At 35.8% G+C, this 19,532-nt stretch carries 18 protein-coding genes; 14 read left to right on the top strand and 4 right to left on the bottom strand.

Going from position 1 to position 19,532, the window contains the following annotated elements; all coding sequences use genetic code 11:
• The first annotated feature begins 28 nt into the window (after positions 1-28).
• The 3 genes from VJJ26_00795 (at position 29) to tpiA (ending at position 2,482) form a co-directional block, all read left to right on the top strand.
• Positions 29-475: a hypothetical protein gene (locus VJJ26_00795; GenBank protein ID HLC06699.1), complete on the top strand. Its 447-nt coding sequence runs from the start codon at positions 29-31 to the stop codon at positions 473-475.
• A gap of 113 nt (positions 476-588) precedes the next feature.
• The gene (locus tag VJJ26_00790; GenBank protein ID HLC06698.1) at positions 589-1,500 is read left to right on the top strand and encodes a hypothetical protein; all 912 of its coding nucleotides are present in this window, start codon (positions 589-591) and stop codon (positions 1,498-1,500) included.
• 241 nt (positions 1,501-1,741) lie between these two features.
• Positions 1,742-2,482: a triose-phosphate isomerase gene (gene tpiA / locus VJJ26_00785; GenBank protein ID HLC06697.1), complete on the top strand. Its 741-nt coding sequence runs from the start codon at positions 1,742-1,744 to the stop codon at positions 2,480-2,482.
• A gap of 5 nt (positions 2,483-2,487) precedes the next feature.
• Here the strand turns inward: tpiA and VJJ26_00780 are convergent, their stop codons facing one another.
• Positions 2,488-3,018 carry a hypothetical protein gene (locus VJJ26_00780; GenBank protein ID HLC06696.1) on the bottom strand — a complete coding sequence of 177 codons (531 nt, stop codon included), beginning with the start codon at positions 3,016-3,018 and terminating at the stop codon, positions 2,488-2,490.
• 131 nt (positions 3,019-3,149) lie between these two features.
• Here VJJ26_00780 and secG point away from each other — a divergent pair, with 131 nt between their 5' ends.
• From secG to VJJ26_00765, 3 genes are read left to right on the top strand one after another with little or no spacing between them, the layout of a single operon-like run.
• A complete protein-coding gene (gene secG / locus VJJ26_00775) occupies positions 3,150-3,479 on the top strand; it encodes a preprotein translocase subunit SecG (protein HLC06695.1) in 330 nt (109 codons plus the stop codon).
• 26 nt (positions 3,480-3,505) lie between these two features.
• The gene (locus VJJ26_00770) at positions 3,506-4,285 is read left to right on the top strand and encodes an ABC transporter permease (GenBank protein HLC06694.1); all 780 of its coding nucleotides are present in this window, start codon (positions 3,506-3,508) and stop codon (positions 4,283-4,285) included.
• Between the two features lie 11 nt (positions 4,286-4,296).
• A complete protein-coding gene (locus tag VJJ26_00765; protein ID HLC06693.1) occupies positions 4,297-5,091 on the top strand; it encodes an ATP-binding cassette domain-containing protein in 795 nt (264 codons plus the stop codon).
• Positions 5,092-5,168: 77 nt separating this feature from the next.
• Here the strand turns inward: VJJ26_00765 and dcd are convergent, their stop codons facing one another.
• Entirely contained in the window at positions 5,169-5,693 is a 525-nt protein-coding gene (gene dcd / locus VJJ26_00760) for a dCTP deaminase (protein HLC06692.1), read from the bottom strand.
• 84 nt (positions 5,694-5,777) lie between these two features.
• Here dcd and VJJ26_00755 point away from each other — a divergent pair, with 84 nt between their 5' ends.
• The 8 genes from VJJ26_00755 (at position 5,778) to VJJ26_00720 (ending at position 16,290) form a co-directional block, all read left to right on the top strand.
• Complete coding sequence (locus tag VJJ26_00755) at positions 5,778-6,770, top strand: MoxR family ATPase (GenBank protein ID HLC06691.1); 993 nt, start codon at positions 5,778-5,780, stop codon at positions 6,768-6,770.
• A 124-nt stretch (positions 6,771-6,894) separates the two neighbouring features.
• Positions 6,895-7,995: a hypothetical protein gene (locus VJJ26_00750; GenBank protein HLC06690.1), complete on the top strand. Its 1,101-nt coding sequence runs from the start codon at positions 6,895-6,897 to the stop codon at positions 7,993-7,995.
• A 15-nt stretch (positions 7,996-8,010) separates the two neighbouring features.
• Positions 8,011-10,590: a secretin N-terminal domain-containing protein gene (locus VJJ26_00745; GenBank protein ID HLC06689.1), complete on the top strand. Its 2,580-nt coding sequence runs from the start codon at positions 8,011-8,013 to the stop codon at positions 10,588-10,590.
• On the top strand, positions 10,587-12,215 hold the full coding sequence (gene pilM / locus VJJ26_00740; protein ID HLC06688.1) for a pilus assembly protein PilM: 1,629 nt from the start codon (positions 10,587-10,589) through the stop codon (positions 12,213-12,215). The genes VJJ26_00745 and pilM overlap by 4 nt, the downstream gene beginning before the upstream one ends.
• Positions 12,212-12,775 (top strand): hypothetical protein, encoded by a 564-nt coding sequence (locus VJJ26_00735; GenBank protein ID HLC06687.1) that lies wholly within the window; start codon positions 12,212-12,214, stop codon positions 12,773-12,775. The genes pilM and VJJ26_00735 overlap by 4 nt, the downstream gene beginning before the upstream one ends.
• Before the next feature lie 13 nt (positions 12,776-12,788).
• Complete coding sequence (locus tag VJJ26_00730) at positions 12,789-15,221, top strand: secretin N-terminal domain-containing protein (GenBank protein HLC06686.1); 2,433 nt, start codon at positions 12,789-12,791, stop codon at positions 15,219-15,221.
• Between the two features lie 176 nt (positions 15,222-15,397).
• On the top strand, positions 15,398-15,808 hold the full coding sequence (locus VJJ26_00725) for a hypothetical protein (GenBank protein ID HLC06685.1): 411 nt from the start codon (positions 15,398-15,400) through the stop codon (positions 15,806-15,808).
• A gap of 35 nt (positions 15,809-15,843) precedes the next feature.
• Positions 15,844-16,290, top strand: a complete 447-nt coding sequence (locus tag VJJ26_00720) for a hypothetical protein (protein ID HLC06684.1) — start codon at positions 15,844-15,846, stop codon at positions 16,288-16,290.
• Between the two features lie 51 nt (positions 16,291-16,341).
• Here VJJ26_00720 and eno read toward each other — a convergent pair whose 3' ends face one another.
• Positions 16,342-17,583, bottom strand: a complete 1,242-nt coding sequence (gene eno / locus VJJ26_00715; protein ID HLC06683.1) for a phosphopyruvate hydratase — start codon at positions 17,581-17,583, stop codon at positions 16,342-16,344.
• A gap of 64 nt (positions 17,584-17,647) precedes the next feature.
• Positions 17,648-19,417: an aspartate--tRNA ligase gene (aspS, locus tag VJJ26_00710; protein HLC06682.1), complete on the bottom strand. Its 1,770-nt coding sequence runs from the start codon at positions 19,415-19,417 to the stop codon at positions 17,648-17,650.
• Positions 19,418-19,532: the final 115 nt, after the last annotated feature.

Genomic DNA, 19,532 nt, shown 5'->3' with positions numbered 1-19,532 from the left:
TTTACACATCAAAATATAAAGGGTTTGTATGTACAAAAAAAATATTGCTTTGTTTGCATTATTAGTGAGTGTCAATTATATTTCTGCAGAAATCGGCTATCCTGCAACTGGAGGTTATCAAGCAGGTGATCATCATCGCCACCACAATCATCAGCCTACAATAAGCAAGGAAGACAAAAATATGCTCGATGATCTCGATACTCAGATTGCCGCTATAAATGAAGCAGGCCGCGATCCCTATCATAGAATAGAATTGGCCTATCTTGCAGGAGCTGTTGGTGTAATTATGCTCGCCATCGGAGCACACGATAAACACACTAATACAGTGGCAATGGGAGGCATCTTAACAGTTGGAGCAGTTGGAGGAGGAATGTTAGCAAGCCATGGCGATCATAAACGCGAAGAAGAACGTCAAAAAAATAAACGTGATCTTATGGATAGAAAAGAAACCATCTTGAAGGCATATCGTAGATAATTAATCAATATAAAAAAAGCGCTTCATAACAGAAGCGCTTTTTTTATACTAGCTCTTACAAAAAAATTTATGTTAGCATCAGAAAAATTGTTTTCTTCTTACCAAGGAAACCGATGCCACATAAATATTCTTTTTATTATCTCTCTTTAATGATTTTAGCTACATTCTCTTTTGCGTGCATACATGCCAAAAATCTACCCATCGTACTTGTACATGGAATACTCTCTGATAAACACGCTATGGCTCCTACCAAAAGACTTATCAAAAAATACCTTCCTGATGTATACGTAAAAAAAATTACCCTCGGAAAAGGAAAAATAACTTCATTTTTTAATATGCACGATCAAGTTAATTGGCTCAAAGAAAAAATGGAGTCGGATGAACGGTTACAAGACGGATGCATTATCATTGCACATTCGCAAGGTGGTCTGGTTGCTCGTTGTTTTATTGAAAAATATAACAATCCAAAAGTGTATGTATATATTTCATGGGGTACCCCTGAAAATGGCATATTTGGATCGCCTGGCACAATGGATCAACGATTTGAATGGCTGCGAAAAATGCAACAATATTCTTATAAACTTATGTACTGTTATCTGATACAGCGAGCAATAAGCTTTGCAGGCTATTGGAAAGATCCTTTGCACTATCAAGATTATCTACAACAATGTAGATTTTTACCCTACATAAACAATGAAATAGAACACCCTGATGCTGCACTATTTAAAAACAATATTTGCAGCCTTGCACATATGGTGCTTGTGCAATCAACCAAAGAAGAAGTTGTTGATCCTGCTGTGTCAAGCCATTTTGGTTTTTATCCAATAGGATCCATTGACACATTAGAAAATATTTTTGATTCTTGCTGGTATCAAGAAGATAAGTTAGGCCTTAAAACACTTGCTGATAGCGGACGATTACATTTACAATTTGCTCATTGTGCGCATTCAGATTATCAGGAAGACGTACAAAACTTTGTGGAAAATACTTTGCCATATTTATCGTGCCAAGTACCAGCAACGTAGAACGGTTGTATCTTTTTAACTTTCCTGAAGTAATTATCGCGCTCATTCTGAACTTGCCGTGTCCTCCGAAGCTTTATGCGAAGGAGGGTTGAAGAATTAAGCGCACATAACAAAAAGTTAAAAAAATACTGATTTATTCTATAAATTACTATAAATATTCTTTAACAAGACAATATTAATTCGCGCCGATCCTTCAACAAGTTCAGGATGAGCGCGACGGAATAGCCGAATAAAGGTCTTTATGAAATACACATACGTCGCCAACTGGAAAATGAATCTCAGTTTTAATGAAAGCGTCAGTTTTTGTAAAAACAATAAAGAACAGTTAGAACAATTAGCTGCAAATAATCACATAATACTATGCCCTTCTTTTATTGCCCTTGCACCAATCGCTGAAATTTTTAAAAGCAGTGCAATTGCTGTTGGTGCACAAAATTGTTCTGAATATGAAAACGGATCTTATACTGGCGAAGTCTCTGCACAATCATTAGCAGAAGTTGGCGCTACCTATTGTTTTATCGGACACAGCGAGCGACGCATATATTACGGAGAAACAACTGAAACAATCGTAAAAAAAATAGATTTGTTATACAAAAATAATATAACCCCAATCATTTGCATTGGCGAAACAAAAGAAGATTTTTTGCACAAAAAAACATTTGATGCATTAACACAACAGCTTGAACTTATCTTAAAAACAATCGCATACCAAAAATACGACCGTGTAATCATCGCATATGAACCGTTTTGGGCAATTGGTACTGGAATTATTCCTGAAGACAAATATTTAGAAGAAATTTTTGCATGGCTACAGAAATACGTTGATTCATACCTGCCACACATAAAAAAACAGTTGCTTTATGGTGGTAGTGTCGATGAAAAAAATATCCATCAACTGAAAAACATATCTGATGTTGATGGCTTTTTAGTTGGTAGCGCAAGTACAGATTGTGAGAAATTCAAAAAAATTATTACCACATAATTTTTCTATAATTTGACTTCACGTATGTCTCTGCAACAACAAAGCTCTGCACCAGTATAAATTCCACATACCATACATGGGATCGCGGAAACTCCCAAGCATCCTCCAGATAACGCTGCAAGCGCACGAGTGGACATATTACATTTAATAAACGTCCATACCCAACCAGTCCCACAAATGCCAATCGCTCCACAGCACATCGTACCATTAGTACAATACGATACTCGCTGATCATTATATACTCTGTCGCACGTAGAACATCGAGCAGTAGCCATATCTTTTTTGATATGAACGGGCATATTTCTTAGTTTTTCAACATTTTCAGGAGTAAGCACCTTATTATTAACTCCACATAATCCCAGAATACATGGTGGTTTACTCATAGCGATTAAGTCATCTTTTTGCTCACCTGAAAGATTTTTAAAATCATTCTTACCAAATGTTTTATTGCCGACCGCAACCTGATATTCTACTTCCATTGCATAGCAACTAACAATCGATATGTTTAACATAAACAACAAAGCCAATTTTTTCATGACAAGCCCTTTCTATGCGATCCAGTGTAGTAAAAATAAGAAGAAATACCTATCATAAAAACACCAATTTTATAAAAAAATTAATCATGCTATACTTACAATAGTAGATACTACAATAAGAAGGAAAATACATGTTATACGGATTTTTACTCACCCTTTATTTAATTAATTGCTTCTTGCTCGTACTCATTATCCTTATGCAAAAAGGAAAAGGCGGTCTTGGTTTAGGTGGACTTGGCGGCGGAGCGCAAATGATTTTTGGCGGCGGCGGCGGACAAGATCTTTTCCAAAAAATTACCTGGGTTCTCGGATCGATTTTTATGGTTGGCGCAATGATTCTTTCTCTTATGAAGTCAACAGAACATAAAAAATTTAGATACATCAACAGCAAAAATGTGATTCAACAACAAATACCACAAATACCAGCTCCTGTAGATTCTTCCGACGAAGATACTGAATAAACATGCATAAAAAAAGGTAGTAATAAGTGTTCATTCAATTTGTTAACTTTTTGGGTGCATCAGTTATCAATACATGCACTTATTTAGGTGAATTTACTCTCTTTTTTTTAGAAGCTGTAAAAACCTTTTTTACTACAAAACTCAAAGTTTCTAAAACATTCGTTCAAATGAACCGTATCGGCGTTGAATCACTCAGTATTGTAGTTCTAACAGGATTGTTCACCGGGATGGTTCTTGCTCTCCAAACATACATCGGCTTTCAACGCGTTGGTGGAGAACAATTTATCGGCGCAATTGTTGCACTTGGTCTGATTCGTGAACTTGGTCCAGTACTCACAGCACTCATGGTAACTGGTCGTGCAGGATCAGCTATTACTGCTGAAATTGGTACCATGATCATCACCGAACAGGTTGACGCTTTGACAACGTTGCGCATTAATGTTTTTCAGTACCTTGTTGTACCACGCATTGTTGCAAGCACTATCATACTTCCTTTTCTCACACTCTTTTCTATGTTTTTTGGTATCATTGGTGGCTACATTGTATGTGTATATGTTTTAGAATTGAGCCCAGAAGATTACGAAAGTAGCATTCGCAACTATGTTGAATTAACAGATATTCATGGCGGTCTGAAAAAAGCAGCCATATTTGGGTTAATTCTTTCATGGGTAGGAACATACAAGGGAATTTACACACATGGTGGTGCTCGTGGTGTTGGTACCGCAACAACACAAAGTGTCGTTGCAAGTTCAATCTTAATTTTAGTTAGTAACTACTTCTTAACAAAAATGCTTGAGCACCTGTAGAAAGAATTGTAATGGACAAAAAAAGCTCCAATAAAACCAAAATTAAAATTGTTGATCTATGCAAGGAATTTGAAGGCCATTGGGTAACTCGAGGGGTCAATCTTGACATTCCTGAGGGATTGATGACCATTGTTATTGGTCGATCTGGTGAAGGTAAATCAGTTCTACTCAAACAAGTTATTGGACTTATTAAACCAACTTCCGGTAGCATCGTTATTGATGGAACCGATATCACCACACTAAAAGGCAAAGAACTCGATGCCTGTTTGAGTAAATTTGGTTATGTATTTCAATTTGCTGCACTGCTTGATTCATTAAATGTTTATGAAAATATTGGCATAACGCTTATTGAACGAGGAATACATCATGATGAAGTTATGCCCATTGTTAAGGAAAAACTTGCATTAGTACAACTTTCAGAAAACACTTTGTATAAATATCCTTCAGAATTATCAGGTGGTATGAGGAAACGAGTTGGGTTGGCACGAACACTAGTGACAAATCCAGAAATTATTTTGTACGATGAGCCGACAACAGGACTCGATCCTATCACTTCTCGCGTTATTCATGAACTTATGTTTGACATGCAAAAACAACTCAAAATAACATCTGTCATCATTTCTCATGATGTTGAAACATTCAAATATGCAGACAAAGTTGCTTTGCTACACGATGGCAAAATTCAATACTTTGGTGATGCAAAAACGATATGGGAATCGGACAATCCGTATGTGTACCAATTCATTAGAGGATTAACAGAAGGTCCGATTACTCACGAAATTTCTTATTTTAAAGATAAGGCGTAATTAATCCCGCTCGCCCTGAGCTTGTCGAAGGGTTTGAGCGCTATTCTTCAACAAGTTCAGAATGAGCGCATTTTTAACTATTCTTTTTGAAAATCCTTGTACAACATACTCGGTTGAATACCACGATTATTTTGATATTTATTGCTAGAATATTTTGCGTAATCACCTTCAATGGTGTGATAAAAAATCTGACATATTTCAACACCTGGGTAAATGCGAACTGGTTGAACACAGAATATTTCAAGCGTCCAATACCCACGAAACCCAACATCACCAAAGCCAGCAGTAACATGAATAAATAAACCAAGACGCCCAATTGAAGAACGACCTTCAATCATAGGAACTAATGTATCAGTTCTGGTGTATTCAACAGTTCTGCCTAAGTAAAGCTTACCCGCTTCAAGCAGCAATCCTTCTTCTGGAATAGTAATTGTTGCTATTTGATGCTCTTTCTTCATATCAAGAAAAGGTTCATCGTACACTACTAGTTCATTATGCAAGCGTAAATTATAACTATTTGGGCCAAGTTGTGATTGATTGAATGGCTCTATAAAAAGCTCTTTACCTAAACGTCGTCTAATTTCGTTTCCTGAAAGAATCATAACGCTCCTTATTGAACTCATTTAAAGATAATGTTAACGTATACTATAAGTTACCATGATTATTTTTTTAAAAAAGATATTACTATGATAAACAGTGTAATGCCAAATCAAGCCGACATTGAACAAATAAAATTAGAAAGTAACCGTTTCAACGATCTACCAACAGAGATTAGTAAGGTCATTGTTGGGCAACATCATATTATTAACCTAATAGTTAATGCCATTTTGTGCAAAGGACACATATTGCTCGAAGGTGTTCCTGGTGTTGCAAAAACAACAATGATTAAAGCCGTTGCATCTGCACTCGGACTTTCTTTTAATAGAATTCAGTTCACCCCAGATTTGTTACCGTCAGATTTAATCGGTACGTTAATCTTCAATCCAAAAACACATGATTTTGAAACAAAAAAAGGACCTATTTTTGCAAATTTGGTCCTAGCTGATGAAATCAATCGTGCCCCTGCAAAAGTGCAAGCTGCATTGCTCGAAGCCATGCAAGAACAACAAGTTACCATTGGTTCTCATACCTACAAACTTGATACACCATTTTTAGTTTTTGCAACACAAAATCCCGTTGAACAAGAAGGTACGTATCGTTTACCCGAAGCACAATTAGATCGATTTTTGTTCAAGATACATGTTGATTATCCTACCATATTTGAAGAACGTGAAATTTTATATCGCTCACTGAGCACCAACACAATTTCGCAAGTATTAACAAAAAACGACATTCTAGAATCACAAAAACTTACTCAATCAATTTATGTAGACGAAAAAATAATCAACTATATCGTTGCTATTGTTTTTGCAACACGCAAACCAGCTGATTATAAACTGAATGATCTTACTTCATATATTAGTTATGGTGTTTCACCACGAGCAACACTTGCTCTGTATCATGCAGCAAAAACACACGCATTTTTAGCAAAACGTCACTACGTAACTCCTGATGATGTTAAAGCAATATGTCTTCCAGCATTACGACATCGATTACACTTAACATACGAGGCAGAGGCTGATAACGTATCTGCAGATACTATTATTAAGAAAATAATAAGCACTATTCCTACACCATAATGAAATATCTTGTTCTTATAAATTCTTATTCTTCGTAAAAATAACATCTGTTGGTATACTTGACAAGAATAAGACAAGAGCGTTATTGTGAAAAAAGTAAAAAAAATAATGCAAGGAATCGCCGATGAAACATCCTTTTTGGATCATAAATCTTGGACTACTTTCTTTAGTCCTGGCTGCCTTTGCATTTATTTATGTATCAAGCATCAAAATTCCTGAGCGAGTAGACATTGAACCTGCACAATTATCACCAAGAAAAGAACAAAGAGTTGCTATCAATATCAAAAAAATATATGAAGACGATCTTTTTGGAACGTATGTTAAAGACCTTCCTCAAATAAAACAACTTGAAGCTTCCATTCCTTTCCCTCCACCTCCAGCGCAACAAAAAATAACTATCCCTGCTGTTGTTGAACCGGAATTTCTTGATCCTTTGCAAATAACACTTAAGGGAATTATTGTTGTGAGTTCTAATGATTCAAAAAATAGAGCTATGGTGCAAGACAACAAAACAATGCAAGAAGGAACCTATAAAGTTGGTGATCTTATTCAAGACGCACAACTGATTAGAATCTTTAAAAATAAAATTATTTTCTTGCGATTGAATGGCCAACAGGAAGTGCTCTACTTGCGAGAACAGGATGCAAAAATTGATCCAGCTTATAATCTTGCTCATGAATGGGATACAGTAATTCAAAAAATTACTCCAAATAATTATCTCATCAATCCTAAATCATTTACCGAACAAATAAAAAACTTAACAGAATGTATTGATCTTCTGAATGCAACAACTGCATATCAACAAGGAAAAAGTGTTGGATTACGAATAGGAAATTTAAGCAAATCGCCATTTGGTGGACTGATGGGTCTGCAAAACGGTGATATAGTTCTCTCTATCAATGGTATTCCTGCACAGACAACAGAAGAGCGGCTTGCTATTTACAAGAATATTACCTCACTCAAAGCTGGAAATACGGTAACAATAAAACTCATTCGCAAAAATAAGGAAGTTACTATTGTCTATACTCTGGAAGACTTCACGCAAGTAGAAAACGAAGAAAATGATATCGAAGAAAAACAAGAAACAGCTTTCCTTTTGCACAAAAAAAATGACACCATTAGACAACAACATTATGCATTTGCTCCTACTGTAGATAAAATAAAAAAAGCAGATCATCAAATGATGTTCCAAAAAGGCAGCGCTCCAATGCATAGTAGCAGTTGAATTGAGTAAAAAAATATGAATAAATTTAGAGTTCATTTCTGTTTTGTTTTTATTCTTGCAACCGTTATGAGTATAACAGAAACGGGAAGTAGAAAACGCTATCGCAAAAAAAAATCGACAGATAAAAGCGTTAATACTCATATGAATATTGATGCATACGTAAGCCAAACTGCGCCAACTAAAGCACAAACTGTAACGAGCACCTCTACCAGTTTTGCTCAAAGGCCTAATGCCGCTGCAAACGCAACAGGTGCTCCGCAATTACAAAATAAATTACAACAACCTATTGTACAATATGATGATCCATTTGTGAGTCCAAAAAGTCCTGCTACTGTTGATAAAGCAACACAACCAGTAGAGATGCCTCTTACTGTTAGTGAAGATGAAGAAGATAGTATAGAGCTTAATTTTGAAAACGCAGATCTTCAAAATTTTGTTAAACAAATTGAAGATATCTTTGAAGTTACCTTTATTAGTGACGATGCTCTTTCACCACTTCCGCAGGGTAAAAAAGCAATAAAAAATAACAAGATATCATTCAAAACAAACATACCGCTTTCTAAAAAAGAATCGTGGAATCTTTTTGTTACGTTTCTTGATATAGCTGGATTTGCAATCACACCTCAAGCAGATCCAAAAATTTTTCGTATTACTACAATAGATGCTGCGAGAAAATCTCCGCTGCCAACGTTTATTGGTGTTGATTATAAAACATTGCCCGATACGGATGAATTAATTCGTTATGTTTATTTTTTAGAAAATGCATCAGTAGATACCATCATGGAAATTGTTGGACCATTGCGTAGCAGCAGCTCGCAAGGCCTTATCGCACTCAGAGAACATAAAGGCTTTATTCTCACCGATAAGGCATATAACATCAAAATGCTTATGGCTATTGTCAGAGAACTTGATAAAGTAAGCGTTCCAGAATCAATGTCCATTCTCAAACTACGCAATGCTGATGCAGATGCAGTACAAAAATTATATCAAGAACTTTTGCCTAAAGAAGAAACAACATCACGATTTTTTACAAAAAAGCAGCCGACATCTCTTTTCTTTCCCGAAAATACACGTATTATTGCTGACCCAAGAACAAATACTCTTATATTGCTCGGACCTCAAACCGCAATTAAAAAGATTGAACATTTCATTGTAAAATATATTGATGTTGAGCTTGATCAATCATATTCCCCTTTGTACACCTATCAACTTAAATATGCTGATGCTGAAACAATTGTTGACATTATGTCTAAAGTTACGGCTTTTGGCGCAGGAACAGCTGCAGGAACATTTGGTGGTGTACGTGGAGTAGATCAATACATGCGACCAATGGCATTTATTGCTGAAAAAGAAACAAATAGAATCATTATAAAAGGTCATTACGATGACTACATAAAAGCAGAAAAAATTATTAAACAGCTTGATGCAAAGCAACCGCAAGCAGCTATTGAGGTTTTAATCGCATCAGTAGATCTTAATGACACAAAAAATCTTGGAGCTCAAATAAGAAGCAAGGAACCTGGTCCTAATGGTCTTCTTGGCAACAATATTAAATTCCAAACATCAGGGATGTTTGGAGATTCTCCTGTCGTAACACGCCCTGGTAATGCTGTAACAGGAGCAGAAAGATTACTTGGCAACCTTGTCAATCTTGTTATCGGAGCTGTCCCTGGAACAACATTCCTTACTCTTGGCAAAGATGCTTTTGGTGTATGGGGAGCATTCCAGGCATTACAAACAATTACTGATGCAGAAGTTGTATCGAACCCATTTATACTTGCAACCAACAATGCAAAAGCAACCGTTTCAATTGGTGAGCAACGTCGTATTATTACGAGTGAAATTGTAGCAACAGATACCAGGCAGAATGCTTTTGATGCCAATAATGCGTTGCTTGAAGTTACCATTACTCCACAAATTAACTCTGATGGAATGATAGCACTTACTATAAAAATTACCATTAACGATTTTGCTAATCCAGATAATAGTGCAACTTCTGCATCAGGAGCAAACGCAACACAAAATACTCGCGAGATCTATACAAATGCTATTGTTGCCAACAAAGAAGTTCTCGCACTTGGTGGTTTAATTAGAAATAATATACAAAACCTAGAAACAAAGGTTCCTATACTTGGCGACATCCCAATCCTTGGTTGGTTCTTTAAAAATAAACGTAAAATAAATATCAAACAGAGCCTTCTCGTTCTTATCTCAACAAGCATCATTGAGTCAAATAAGGGAGAAGAAATGAAAGCGTTCACCAGTGAACATATTAATGACTACCAAAATACTATCAATTATATGGAATCCACCGCAGTTAATCGCGATCCTATTCATAGACTATTTTTCCAAGATAAAGCCGACAGAGCAAAAGGATCTGTAGAAGGACTTATTTTTGAACGCCAAGCAAAAAAAGAACAAGCTACACTCATCCAACAAGCAGAAGCTGCAGAAATAGCAAATAAAGCATCTTCTGAAAAATTGAAAGAAACAAGTGGACAAGCACACAATAGCCTTATAGAAACTATGCACAACAAAAAGCGCACACAATTATCTCTGGCACAATTCTTGCGTGACAAGGAGACACAAACATGAGCGCGTTGATTAAAGATATTTTTTTACCAGAAAAAATAAAATCTTATTATCTTTTTTCAAAAATTGTTGTTGGTATTGAAATTAATAAAACACATATCATTGCGACAAAAACTCGTATCAAAGGCACCACGAGTACCATAGAATTGATTGTTGAAGAAAAAATATCAGAAGAAGTATCGGAAGAAGATTTCGATCGAACTTCGCCAGCGTTAACTGCAATTTTTTCCAAGATTGGTAACTATGACGAAATACATACGATATTGCCAAGCTCTATTGTTGTATTTAAAGAACTGAAACTTCCGTTTACCTCACGCGATAAAATTAGCATGATCGTAGGTTTTGAAATAGAGCCACTTTTACCATTTTCTCTCCGTGATGCTGCAGTTGATTTTATTATAACAAGAGAAATCCCTGAAGAAAAAAGCTCAGAAATTTTAGTTACTGCCGTTCAAAAACAACAGATAATTCAACACTTAGCTCTGTTTGAAGCTGTGGGAATAAAACCAGAAGTTATTACTGTTGATATGATTTCTGTCTACGGACTCTACAAACACATTGATGCTTATAAACAACTACAAGGCGGTACTGTACTGATTAATATTACTGCTCATTCAACAGCTATCGCTCTCATGATTAACGGACAACTGAAAACAATACGTACTCTACCAAAAGGCATTGTTGCACTTACTAAACAAATTGCTCAAGAGCTTAATAAGTCTCCACAAGAAACAGTAGAACATCTTGTGCGATTTGGACTGGAAACCAACGAACATTCGCCAGCCATAGAAAAAATGGTTGCAGATTGGTGGGATTCTGTTCACTTTACGCTGAACTCATTCAGCACACAATTATTAAATAAACAACCAATGACAAAAATTATTTTTCTTGGCAATGGATCGCTTATTAAAGGTCTTGTTCCATTTATTGGACAAAAGACAGGAGTCAGCTGCGAACTATTCAATGTTGAAGGAATGGGAAATGATCCATCGTGCGTCATTAATAATAGCAACCTCATTACACCCGCCAATATTATTAGTGCAAGCGCTACATTACCACTGCCTACAACCGTTGATTACAACCTCATTCAAAAGGAATTTATCACACAAGACAACTCATTGCTTCTGAAACAATTAGTTGTGCTTGTTGTTCTTACCATAGGATTATTTGCAGCACTCATAACTCATTATTCTCTACAAACAAGTAAACTTCAAAAAGAAATGGCTGCATCTGAGCAAGAAGCACTCTCTGCTCTTACAACAACATTCAAAAATTTAGAAGATGCAAAACTATTGGATGAAGAACTTATTGACGACGCTAATAAAGAGGTAATAGAACAACAAAAAAGATGGTTTGCCTTCTCAAATCAATCTCGTGCATCATTTTTACAATACCTTCTTGAATTATCTTCAAAAATTGACAGAAAAAGCATCGACCTTAAAATCGATCAAATTACTATAGCAGAAGGAATCTTAACTCTTAAGGCTGAAGTAAGAGATCACGATGCACTTAAAGTTCTTGAACGCGAACTAGAACAATCAAAAATGCTTCGCCCACTTGAATCGCCAGAAACGCCACAATTTACTATGAAACTAACATTAGCTACCGGTAGCGAGGAACCTTTATGAAGCTACTAGACCCAATAAAAAGTTTTATTAACAAAACTGACTTAAAAACTTTTTACACCTATATAATCGGTTATAGTGCTACGTGTGTGGTGCTCGTTGTTCTTATTATTGTGTACTATTACAGCTCAACAAATGCGTTACAAAAAAAGATAAAAAACATTAATGCTACTCGCGAAGAAGTTTTGGAAATACTAGAAAAATATGCGCTAATCAAACAACAACAGTTAATAGTTGAAGAAATTCTTGCCAAAGATCCTAATTTTAAAATTGCCGGTTATTTTAAAGATCTGTTACTAGAACTTAACTTAAAAGATAAAGAAGTTGCCGAAGAAATCACAACAACAGATCTTGAAGAAAATTATCGAAAAAGTGAATTGAGTGCAAAATTTGAAGGCATGACAATGCAAGACTTAACAAGATTATTAGAAAAAATTGAACAAAATCCACGCGTAGCTACAAATCGACTTGAAATAACTAAATCAAAAAAGAAACCTAAAACAATTGAAGTTGGTCTGGCTATTTCGACATTATTACCAAAAATAGAAAGTACCTCCATCTAAGGAGTCAAGGTAAATGAAAATAATAAATATTGTGAAACAAAAACTCTTTTTTTCTTTTATCATCCTTAGCATTTGTGCGGGCTCACTAATTCATTGCCAAGAGACAGCAGATGACATTGAGGAAATTGCAACAGAACAAGAAACTCCCGATGTACTTTTTAGTTACGAAAATGAAGACCTTTCCAATATTATTAATCAATTAGCTGCTTTAAAAAACGTCAATGTTATTTTTCCACCAGGGGAAACTCTAAACACAAAAGTAACACTTCACATAGAGAAAAAAATCCCTCTGGCTCAAGCTTGGAACCTTCTTGATACGTTACTAGATGTTGCCGGATTTTTCATAGTTCCACAAGGCTCTATCATGAGAATTGTCAAAAGTGGAGAAGAAATATCGCGCGAACCAATGCCAACCTATATAGGCGTTAATCCCGATGATTTACCAAATACTGATCAACCAATTCGTTATCTTTATTATCTTGCAAACATAAAGGTTTCTGATCAACCAGAAAATGAGTTAAACGGTATATTAAAAGATCTTTTACCTAAAAATACTTTGATAAAAGCAGACTCTGTCACTAACGGATTGTTATTAATAGCAAAAGCGAATGACATTCGCTCTGCTATGAAAATTATTATGGAACTTGATCAAGTGAGCTTTCAAGAAAAAGTTGATATCATCTCCCTTCATCACACCTCTGCATATTTGGTAGCAGAATTGATCAATAAAGAATTAATCAAATCAGAAAACGCCAATCCTTATAGACTTGATACAAAAAAAGCAAAAGAAATACCATATTTTTCTGGATTTACCAAAATAGTTCCAGTCACTTTGAATAATTTGAATAAACTTATCATACTTGGTCGGCCTCAAGCAGTTGAACGCTTAAAAGATTTTATCAAAAAATATATAGATGTTGCTCCTGATACAGGCGAATCAATATTACATGTCTACCATTTACAATATCTTGATGCACGCGATCTTGCTCCCGTATTGCAAAAAATAGTACAAGGCGGAGGAGGAGAGAATGGTGGACCAAGCCAAGCAAGCGCAGGAGAGCAAAAAGGCGGTGGTGTTGAACGCTTTTTTGATAAAGTAATTGTTTACACTGATAGCCCAATAGATCTGGGCAAAGATGAAGCCAATACTGAAATTGGACAACAACGTTTTATCTCTTACGGAGGTAATAATTTGGTTATTGCTGCTCGTAATGATGATTGGAAACAAATAAAAAAGCTTATTGAAGAATTAGATATTCCACAAAAACAGGTTCTTATTGAAGTACTCATAGCAGACTTAACTGTCGATGATGCACGCTTATTAGGAGCGATGACTCGTATGCCTGATAAAGTGCCTCTGCCTGACGATATAGAATTTCAGGCAGCAATGCTTGGTCAGCCAATTCCAAGCGAACTTCCTCCAGTAGCAACCACCACTATTGAATCTGATCTTCTCAAAAATGCCTATAAAGCTAGTAGTGCTCTTGAAAATCCTTCTCCTGGTACAAACAATCTTGCAGACTTTGCTGCTGCTGGGACCACCCTACTTTCATTAAATGATAATAATGGAAGCACCTGGAGCATTTGGGAATTACTACAATTATTCTCTAACTCAAAAATACTTTCTCATCCCCATGTTATGACACGACATAACAAAGAAGCGATTGTTTCTATTGGCCAAACACGCTGGCTCAAGGACAAAGTAAAAGATGTTGCAAGCAATTATTATGGTGGTGCAACAACAATTAAGTTTGAACCTATTTCCGCTGATCTTAGAGTTAAAATTACCCCCCGCATTAGCACAGCAAATACAGTTAACTTGCAAGTTTTTATTGATATAAATGAATGGCAAGATGGTCCTAATAACGTTAAGAACATTCGAAAACTTGAGACAAATGCTAATGTAAAGAGTGGTGGTATTTTTGCTCTGGGTGGGCTAATAAGAACAACCACCACTAGCACTATTGCAGAAACACCAATACTAGGAAAAATTCCAATAATTGGGTGGTTCTTCAAACGAAAAAGTAACAATATAAGAAAAAACAACCTTACTGTTTTTATTTCACCTACGATTGTTGAACCTCGCCTGCGGGCAGGAATTAATGAATACACGCAAGACTACATTGATATTGCAAAAGATTATTCACGGGGAGATTTGTTTGATTCTCTTAAAGATCCTATCACACGATGGTTCTTTAAAGATCCAATTCCTACAGCAGAAATTTTAGATAAATTTAGTGAAAAAGATGAAAATCTTGCTGCGCGAAAAAATACCATCCAAGATAAAGATTTAAAAAAATCAGAAAATCCTGATTTTGATACTATCGATAGCTCTGACCCAATAACACGAAAAGCGGGCATTTCTATTGCTGAAAATAAAATAGAACAATTGCCTGATTTGAAGAATATTGTTAAGGACGACCCTAATCCTTTTCTAAGCAGTTAGATATTTTGCCGTACAGCCTATAAAAACTCCTTATTGAATGTGTATGCAATGCACCTTCAACAGGAGTTTTTCATAATAATTATATAAAATATTGCAATCTGAATAATTTATATATTATACTTAGTATGTACAAGTAAAATAATAATTATAATAATAGTATTACAAGGAAACCTTTTATGAAAAACATTAAAAAAATATTGATTGCTATTGTAGCAATAGTAACTATTGGTCAGGCGAAAGCAAACTTTGAATTGGTGAACAATTCAACTAATGGTGTTGAAATCAGCGCTACCCTCTACGATTCAAGTACAGGTAAAGAAACTGACCTAGGGACTATAGACTGGGACGGTGGCAAATATACTGGTTCTATACCACTGAATAAAACAACAATATTAACAGTGTTTTCTGGTCATAACCCCAAAGGTTATGACTATCACCTTGATATAGATCCAAAAAAAACAAAAACAATATTTTTAGAATGGAACCATACAGGTACGCCACATTTAAAACCTCAATCACCGGCAAAAAAATCTTTCTTCTCAAAAGACACAAATATTAAAGCTGCAGACATCAAAAGCGTAAAATAGAATGTATAGTCATTATTATTATAGGGAGGATTAGTATGAAAAGTATCAAAATGATGATCGTAACAACATTCGTGCTTGCTTCAGTTGTTGGTTTTTGCTCGTCAGTACAAGCTGTTGAAAATTTTGAATTATATAACAAGTCAGCTAAACCAATCAAGGTTGTCATGAAATTCGGAGATGACGAGCAACCAATGTTTGTTATACCTGCTGGATTAGCTGGTAGAAGAAATGTTCCTAATGATAAGCCTACATTCCTCATGATACAGGAAGAAGGTATGGCTGGACAGGCTATTTTTAAAAGAATAGAACCACGGGAAAATACAAAATACTTAACATTTGAACCTACAAAAAGACCTACTGTATATCCTCAAACAGGTACATACATGGGACTCGGTGGAACAACATCCACAGGCCTTTCACTCAAAAACAATATAGATAAATCGTACATCATTGATGGTGGCATGGGTCAATTTAGAAAGTAAAAATAAGAAAAAGATCAGCGCTTTTACATACTTGCGCTGGTCTTTTCTTGCTTAATAAGCTCCTAGCAACTCTTCTTCTATACTCAACAAGCGATTGTATTTTGCCATGCGTTCACCACGAGAGCACCCACCTGCTTTGATATTGACTGCGCTAACACCAACAGCAAGGTCTGCTATAAATGAATCATTTGTTTCTCCTGATCTATGAGAAACAACAACATCCCAATCATTATCTTTACATAAAGCGACAGCTTGCAATGTTTCAGTTACGGTACCAATTTGATTTGGTTTAATAAGAACACTTGTCGCACAATCATTTTCTATGCCATTCCAAATGCGTTGTGGATCAGTAACAAATAAATCATCCCCAATCAATTTAACGCGAGATCCTATTTTACGCTTCATTTCGTGCCATCCATGCCAATCAGTTTGACCCAAACCATCTTCTATTGAATAAATAGGATAACGAGAAATGAGTGAATTGTACCATTCTACGAGTTCAGGTGCCGCTATTTCACTCCCAAACCACTTGTACAACCCTGTTTCATGATTATATAAATGAGAAGCTGCAACATCGAGTGATATCATAACATTGCTACCTCTGCCAGATTGATCAATCGCTTCCATGAGTATATCAAGCGCTTCAAATGCATCTTTAAAAGGAGGAACAAATCCTCCTTCGTAGCCAATAGCAGTTATCTTATTCTTAGATTTCAGAATCTTTTTTAATGTATGAAAAACAGTAATACCTGTTTCCATAGCTTCGTGGAACGAAAGTTCTTTTGTTGGCACAATAAGTAGTTCTTGAATAGGAAAATTATTGTCTGCATGCAATCCACCTCCGAGCATATTGAACATTGGACATGGTAATGCAACAGAGGGATAATTGGAAACATACGCAATAAACTCGTATAGTTCAAGATCTTCTACATACGCTTGCGCTCTACACACAGCAATACTTATCACTAACAAAGCATTTGCTCCAAGATGAGATTTATTGATTGTTTGATCAAGGTCTAACAATTCAAGATCAAAAGTAATAAGATCTGGAACCCTATCGACTAACATTGGTGCTATGATATCTTCAATTGTCGAAACAGCTTTTTGAACACCAAGCCCCATCAACCGATCACCACCATCACGTAATTCGACGGCTTCGTACATACCGCACGAAATACCAGAAGGTACAGATGATGTAACCATCATTCCATCACTTAAAAAAAGATCACATTCAACAGTAGGGATTCCTCGAGAATCATAAATTTCACGTGCGTGAATATCTTGTATTTTCATTTTTTTAACTCCTTTTTTACAAGATAAAAAAAAACACTTGGCATTTACCAAGTGTTTTTTTGCATTATTCTTTTTTTGTAGGCAACAGCTGTAGCCCATAATCTTTCAATTGCTTATTTTCTGCTGGTGTTGGTGATTCCATCATAGGATCACAACCACGCGCAGTTTTTGGAAATGCAATTACTTCACGAATAGATATTGAATGTGTTAGCAACATAATAAAACGATCAAGACCAAGTGCAATACCTCCATGTGGAGGAAATCCAAATTCTTGTGCTTCAAGCAAGAATCCAAATTTTGATTCAACTTCTTCCTTGCTTAAACCAAGAAGGTTAAACACTTTTTCTTGCACTGCGCGATCATGAATACGTATTGATCCACCACCAAGTTCAATACCATTCAACACAACATCGTATGCGCGTGCGGTAATTGCTGCAAGATCTTTGTTTTCCCAACCAGGACTTGGTGAGGTAAATGGATGATGTTTTGCATTCCACGTTTTATCTTTTTTATCATACTCAAGCAACGGAAAATCAGTAACCCATGAAAAATTAAATTCATCTTGTGGAATAATGTTAAGCTCTTTTGCAAGTTCCTGTCGTAAGCGCCCTAAAATTTCCCACGCGACTTCATATTCGCCAGCTACAATAAACAGTATACTTCCATTAGTGATTCCTTCACACGCACTTACTGCTCGTGCAAAAAAATCTTTTGGTAAAAATTTTGCTACAGGCGAACTAATTGCATCAGGACTTTCTAGATCTATCCACAATAATCCTTTTGCCCCTAATTTTTGTGCTTTGTCTACCCAGCGATTGAGTTCAGAATGCGTAAACGTATGACCAGTAACAGCAATACCGCCAATCTTTTCGCCTCTACTGATCACATCACGCAAAAATTTTAGTTCTGTATCAGCAAAAACATCCGTAAAATCGGTAATTTTTAAACCATAGCGCAAATCAGGTTTATCTGAACCGTACGATGAAAATGCTTCATCGTATGTTAAGCGCTTAAATGGTATGTGCAAATCTTTCCCAAGAACAGTAGAAAATACATATTTCAGTAATCGTTCGATCAAGCTCTGAATATCTTTTTCTTGAATGAATGACATTTCAATATCAAGCTGCGTAAATTCTGGCTGACGATCTGCGCGCAAATCCTCATCCCTAAAACAACGAGCAACTTGGAAATATCTTTCCATACCACCACACATTAAAATTTGTTTATACAACTGTGGGGACTGCGGCAATGCATAAAAAGATCCCTGATGGATTCTCGATGGTACTAAAAATTCTCGTGCTCCTTCGGGCGTATTTTTTGTCAAAATAGGAGTTTCAATTTCATAAAATGCTTCTTTATTCAAAAATTCACGCATTGCATAAATAACTTTATGCCTCAACGCAAAATTTTTGTGCATTTCAGGACGACGCAAATCAAGATACCGATATTTCAAACGTAATTCTTCATCAATAACGTCAGTACCTTCAATGGAAAACGGTAGCATTTTTGCAGTGTTCAAAATTTCAAGATCATCAACAAGCAATTCCCAGCATCCAGTCGTCAACTCTTTGTTGATTGTCTCAGGTGCTCGCTCTACTACTTTTCCTGTAACGCTTATGACATATTCAGAACGAATTTTATGTGCAATTTCATGCACTTTTTTTGAATTTTCTGTGTTGACAACAAGTTGCATCAATCCACTGCGATCCCGTAAATCAATAAAAATCAATCCACCATGATCACGACGCCGATGAACCCACCCAGAAAGAGAAATATTTTTATTTAAAAATTGCTCATTAACTAAGCCACACCCTGTAGTACGCTCAGACAGCATATACGTTCCTTACAGCTAAAAATCTCTGCTAAATTTATAAAATTGCCTAATAATAGTAATTGTATCACAACAAACAACAAAGGGTAGCGCAACATTGTGCAATCTACCCTTTGTT

It is taken from the genome of Candidatus Babeliales bacterium, assembly GCA_035288105.1.
Classification (GTDB): domain Bacteria; phylum Babelota; class Babeliae; order Babelales; family Vermiphilaceae; genus SOIL31.
This window is presented reverse-complemented; position numbering and strand designations above follow the sequence as displayed.

Coding starts and splice junctions, on each gene's coding strand:
- VJJ26_00795 (HLC06699.1), top strand. CDS start 29: ATGTACAAAAAAAATATTGCTTTGTTTGCATTATTAGTGAGTGTCAAT.
- VJJ26_00780 (HLC06696.1), bottom strand. CDS start 3,018: ATGAAAAAATTGGCTTTGTTGTTTATGTTAAACATATCGATTGTTAGT.
- VJJ26_00725 (HLC06685.1), top strand. CDS start 15,398: ATGAAAAACATTAAAAAAATATTGATTGCTATTGTAGCAATAGTAACT.
- eno (HLC06683.1), bottom strand. CDS start 17,583: ATGAAAATACAAGATATTCACGCACGTGAAATTTATGATTCTCGAGGA.
- VJJ26_00750 (HLC06690.1), top strand. CDS start 6,895: ATGAAACATCCTTTTTGGATCATAAATCTTGGACTACTTTCTTTAGTC.
- dcd (HLC06692.1), bottom strand. CDS start 5,693: ATGATTCTTTCAGGAAACGAAATTAGACGACGTTTAGGTAAAGAGCTT.
- VJJ26_00720 (HLC06684.1), top strand. CDS start 15,844: ATGAAAAGTATCAAAATGATGATCGTAACAACATTCGTGCTTGCTTCA.
- pilM (HLC06688.1), top strand. CDS start 10,587: ATGAGCGCGTTGATTAAAGATATTTTTTTACCAGAAAAAATAAAATCT.
- VJJ26_00745 (HLC06689.1), top strand. CDS start 8,011: ATGAATAAATTTAGAGTTCATTTCTGTTTTGTTTTTATTCTTGCAACC.
- tpiA (HLC06697.1), top strand. CDS start 1,742: ATGAAATACACATACGTCGCCAACTGGAAAATGAATCTCAGTTTTAAT.
- VJJ26_00730 (HLC06686.1), top strand. CDS start 12,789: ATGAAAATAATAAATATTGTGAAACAAAAACTCTTTTTTTCTTTTATC.
- VJJ26_00755 (HLC06691.1), top strand. CDS start 5,778: ATGATAAACAGTGTAATGCCAAATCAAGCCGACATTGAACAAATAAAA.
- VJJ26_00765 (HLC06693.1), top strand. CDS start 4,297: ATGGACAAAAAAAGCTCCAATAAAACCAAAATTAAAATTGTTGATCTA.
- VJJ26_00735 (HLC06687.1), top strand. CDS start 12,212: ATGAAGCTACTAGACCCAATAAAAAGTTTTATTAACAAAACTGACTTA.
- secG (HLC06695.1), top strand. CDS start 3,150: ATGTTATACGGATTTTTACTCACCCTTTATTTAATTAATTGCTTCTTG.
- VJJ26_00790 (HLC06698.1), top strand. CDS start 589: ATGCCACATAAATATTCTTTTTATTATCTCTCTTTAATGATTTTAGCT.
- aspS (HLC06682.1), bottom strand. CDS start 19,417: ATGCTGTCTGAGCGTACTACAGGGTGTGGCTTAGTTAATGAGCAATTT.